The sequence below is a fragment of the uncultured Cetobacterium sp. genome, assembly GCF_947039425.1.
Lineage (GTDB): Bacteria > Fusobacteriota > Fusobacteriia > Fusobacteriales > Fusobacteriaceae > Cetobacterium_A.
Window position 1 is genome coordinate 1 of sequence record NZ_CAMQYW010000162.1, and the last position, 4,357, is coordinate 4,357.

The window sequence follows — 4,357 nt, forward strand, 5'->3', positions numbered from 1 at the left end:
GAGGTTTTGTAAGTGCTTCATCATATCCAATAATTAAATCTTTAACTGTTACTATTTCCCTAGAAGGTGTTCTTGATTTTTTAAATTCAAAAATTGGTTTTGGTTTCTCTCTCGCTATCTCTATTATGTCCATACGATCTAATTTTTTTTGTCTATCTTTAGCCATATTTGTTGTAGCTACTCTAGCTTTATTACGAGCGATAAAGTCCTCTAAATGAGCTATCTCTTTTTGTTGTTTTTTATAAGCTTGTTCTATTTGACGTTTTTTCAATTCATACATATCTATAAATTGATAATAATCTCCTGTATATCTCGTTAAAACAGCACTTTCTATATGATAAATTACATTTGTAACCTCATTTAAAAATGGAATATCATGTGATACTAAAATAAATGCATTTTCATAATTTTTTAAGAAATTCTTTAACCAAATAATATGATCTTCATCTAAAAAGTTTGTAGGCTCATCTAATATTAATATCATTGGATTTTCAAGTAAAACTTTTGCTAGTAATATCTTAGCTCTTTGTCCACCTGAAAGTTCAGAAACATCTTTTTCAAGTCCAATATCTAAAAGTCCTAATCCTGCTGCATACTCCTCTATTTTAGAATCTAAGTTATAAAAATCAGATCCCTCTAATATGCTTTGAATCTCTCCTACATTTTCAAGGATTTCATTCATTTCATCTTCTGAACAATCTCCCATTTTTTCATATAAATCCATTATTTCTTGCTCTAATTCAAACATATGAGCAAAGGCTGATTTTAATATATCTCTTATACTTTTTCCTTTTTCTAAAGTACTATATTGATCTAAATATCCTGTTGTTATGTGATTGCACCAACTTACATTTCCTTCATCAGGCATTAATTTACCTGTAATAATATTTAAGAAAGTAGATTTCCCCTCACCATTTGCACCAACAAGACCAACGTGCTCCCCTTTTAACAAACGAAACGAAGCATCTTCTAATATAACTCTTGCTCCAAAACCATGACTTACTTTACTTACATCTAAAATACTCATTAAAATTTAACTCCTATATATTAATATTTTATTTTTTTTATTCTTTGTAATTTTAACATAAAAAATATTTAAAAGATAGATTTTTACTTTATTTAATTTTCGAAATAACTATTTATTATATTTTCTAAAATTTCATATGTTAATATTTTTTTTAAAACATAAGGTCTTATCTCTTTTAAAATTTCACTTTTTATCTCTTCTAATTTTATTCCATTTACACTATAAATTTCACTATTTATCTCTAATACATTTAATACTCTTTCTTTAATATCAATAAAATTAGTAAGAATTTCATCTTTTACTTCCTTAATTTCTACTATTTTATCTTTTTCTCCTAATATATTTGGATATTTTTCTAAATATTTACAGATATACATTTTTCTACTACCCATAAAAGCTAATTTTTGAATTTTTGTCTCTATTCCACACTCTTTTACATAATCTCTATACGCATAAGTTTCAATTCCATCCTGTATATCTTGTGAGAGCTCTTTAAAATACTCGAATAAGCTTTCATCGTAAGAAGGTGTGCTTTCATTAACAAAATTTAGAGACTCTTGTTTTGATGCTGATAAAGTCTTTCTATCAAGAATTTCAATTTCATCCTCAATCCAATTATTTTCTAAAGCTTTTAAAAAATAACTTCTAATTTTATCAACCTTTTGAGCCTTCATGTATCTTGCTGTTAATTCAACCTTTTTATAACCATATAACTCTATAGATTCTCTTATTGTTTTTTGCATTGTTTTTAATAATCGTGCTTTCATTGGCATTAAATTTAAAACTTTATTTATAAGTTCTGATGTAATAACTACATTTTCATCATTTTCTATATTTTTATCTAATTTTGAATGTTCCATCTCACTAATAGCAAACTCTTTTGATATTTTTCTAAAGTCATTTAAATCTTCAAAAAATCGATCTTGCTTTTCTATTGTTGCTGTTTCTGGAAAATATATCTCTATTTCAGAATTTTCCCATGTTGAACTTTTTATAAATTTAAAATCAACAATTAACTTTTTTGACTTTAATCCTTCAAAGGCTTTTGTTAATGTTTTTATTGTTTGTGGGAAATTTCTTTTATCAAATTTTAAAGGAATTCTTTTTATTAAAAAAATTGTATCTATTTTTAAATATAATTCACTAAATCTTAATTTTTCAATTAACATATAAATAGTTCTTGCTGTTGAACTTTCTATCTCAAGCAGCATATCTCCATCATAAACCATATATCCTTTTTTCATAATGTTATTATAGAAATGTTCAGAAAACTCTATTTCATATATCTCTTTTACTCTTCTATCAGTATAAGTCATTCTATATTGTTCATTTTGTTTTTTATCTAAATTAATAGTTCTTATATTAAAAATAGATGTTTCAATTTTATCATTAATAACTCCGCCCAATTTACTTGAATACAAAGTATTATTAAATATATATGCTGTTGAAGCTAGTCTTGACAATGATTTATTTATATATTTTTTATAATCTCCTGTTGTCATTTTTAACTTGTTTTTTAATTCAGAGGCAGTTATTATAATTTTTCTAGGCATTCCATTTTCTTTCATTAACTGCATTAAAGCTATAAAAATTTTTTCCTCCATCTCACCAGGAATATAATCTCCTGCCTGAGGAGTAACTCTTATATAAGTACTTTTATTCTTATTAAAAAAATAAGTTGTTATTTCATTTTTCTTTTTAGAAGTATTTTTGGAAAAAATGGGAAATTGAACTAAATTCATTTCAACTCTAATTAAAGATTTATTTTTTACTAATTTTTCATCAATAGATACATCCTCATCTCTATAAAAAGTTTCCCCTGTTTCTATTGTTTCTGTTTCCATCCAGTTGTCATAACTTTTCTTTTTTAATTTAGTCACAATTATAACTCCTTTTTTTTGCTTATTAGTTGGGGTTACTTTTGAAAAAAGAGCTTTTTTTTCAGAAAATACACCCAACTAATAACGAAATTTAACATATTTCATCAATTTTACCATACTTTTCTCCAAATTTCTTATTTTTTTTAGAAAATATACCCAACTAATAACGAAAATATAGATAATCCCTAAACTAACCCCAACTAATAAGCAAGATAACCCCAACTAATAAGCATATATACACCCAACTAATAAGCAAAGTAACCCCAACTAATAAGCATATATACACCCAACTAATAAGCATTGGTATAAAATCAATCTAGACCATATAAATAAAAGGTTAATCGTTATATTACGCATGTTATTTTTGGTACATAACAATATAACAATATTTACAATATAACAACTATATACAATGTGATATATATTAAATAAAAAAAATCAACCTAATTTATCCATTAGATTGATCTTAAAAAATTAATTAATTTGATTTAACATTTCTTTTACAATTTTAACTGAATTGTCAGCAGCTATTTGTTCAAATTCATTATAATTCATATGAGCTGAACCATCTGCTTTATCAGACATAGATCTAATAACAACAAAAGGAACATTATATAAATTAGCTACTTGAGCTACAGAAGCTCCTTCCATCTCAACAGCCATAGCATTAAAATTATCTTGAAGTGATTTTACTTTAACTTTATCAGCAATAAATTGATCTCCAGTAGCAATAGTTCCAATATAAGCTTTATGATTTATTAAAATTTTATCAGCAGATTTTTTAGCGATATTAATTAATTCTTTATTTGGAATAAATCTTCCATTAGTAGAACCAGGAACCATTCCTAATTTAGTTCCAAATACTGTAGTATCATAATCATATTGCACTAAATCTTTTGAAATAACAATATCTGCAATATTCAATTTGTTATTAACAGCTCCAGCTACACCAGTAAAAATTATTTTATCAATATCATATTTTTCTAGAGCCATAGTAGTTGACATTGCTGCATTTACTTTTCCTATTCCAGATTTAAAAACAATAACTTTTTTATTATTTAATAATCCTTTATGAAACGTAACAGATGCATTTGTTTCAACAGTTACATCTTTCATTTGAGTTAGTAAATTTTTTATTTCAGAATCCATAGCACCTATAATAGCAATTTGATTAGCCATAGAAATAGTGGATCCTAAAAGAGACAATAACACTAATAATTTTTTCATATAAATAAATCCTCCTAAAATAATAAAAACAGCAAGCAAAGGCCCACTGTTTAATAGTTTTATACTGGTAAAGTATAGCATTATTTGAATATGTTTTCAAATACAAAAAAATATTATTTTATAAATATTACTATTCATAAAATAATCTAAAATAAATAAATAAAACGTTAAATATTGTTAAGTTTGTAATTAATTTGAAATTAAGAAAATTTTAAAAATAAAT

The 4,357-nt window shown here is 24.8% G+C and carries 3 protein-coding genes; all 3 read right to left on the bottom strand.

The features are described 5' to 3' along the window. Positions 1-1,027: ABC-F family ATP-binding cassette domain-containing protein (locus Q0V09_RS08250; RefSeq protein ID WP_297488405.1), on the bottom strand; the 1,027-nt coding region annotated here is incomplete at its 3' end. A 92-nt stretch (positions 1,028-1,119) separates the two neighbouring features. Next, the gene (locus Q0V09_RS08255) at positions 1,120-2,907 is read right to left on the bottom strand and encodes a hypothetical protein (protein ID WP_297488409.1); all 1,788 of its coding nucleotides are present in this window, start codon (positions 2,905-2,907) and stop codon (positions 1,120-1,122) included. A 474-nt stretch (positions 2,908-3,381) separates the two neighbouring features. Continuing rightward, positions 3,382-4,134 carry a 5'-methylthioadenosine/adenosylhomocysteine nucleosidase gene (locus tag Q0V09_RS08260; protein WP_297488412.1) on the bottom strand — a complete coding sequence of 251 codons (753 nt, stop codon included), beginning with the start codon at positions 4,132-4,134 and terminating at the stop codon, positions 3,382-3,384. Positions 4,135-4,357: the final 223 nt, after the last annotated feature.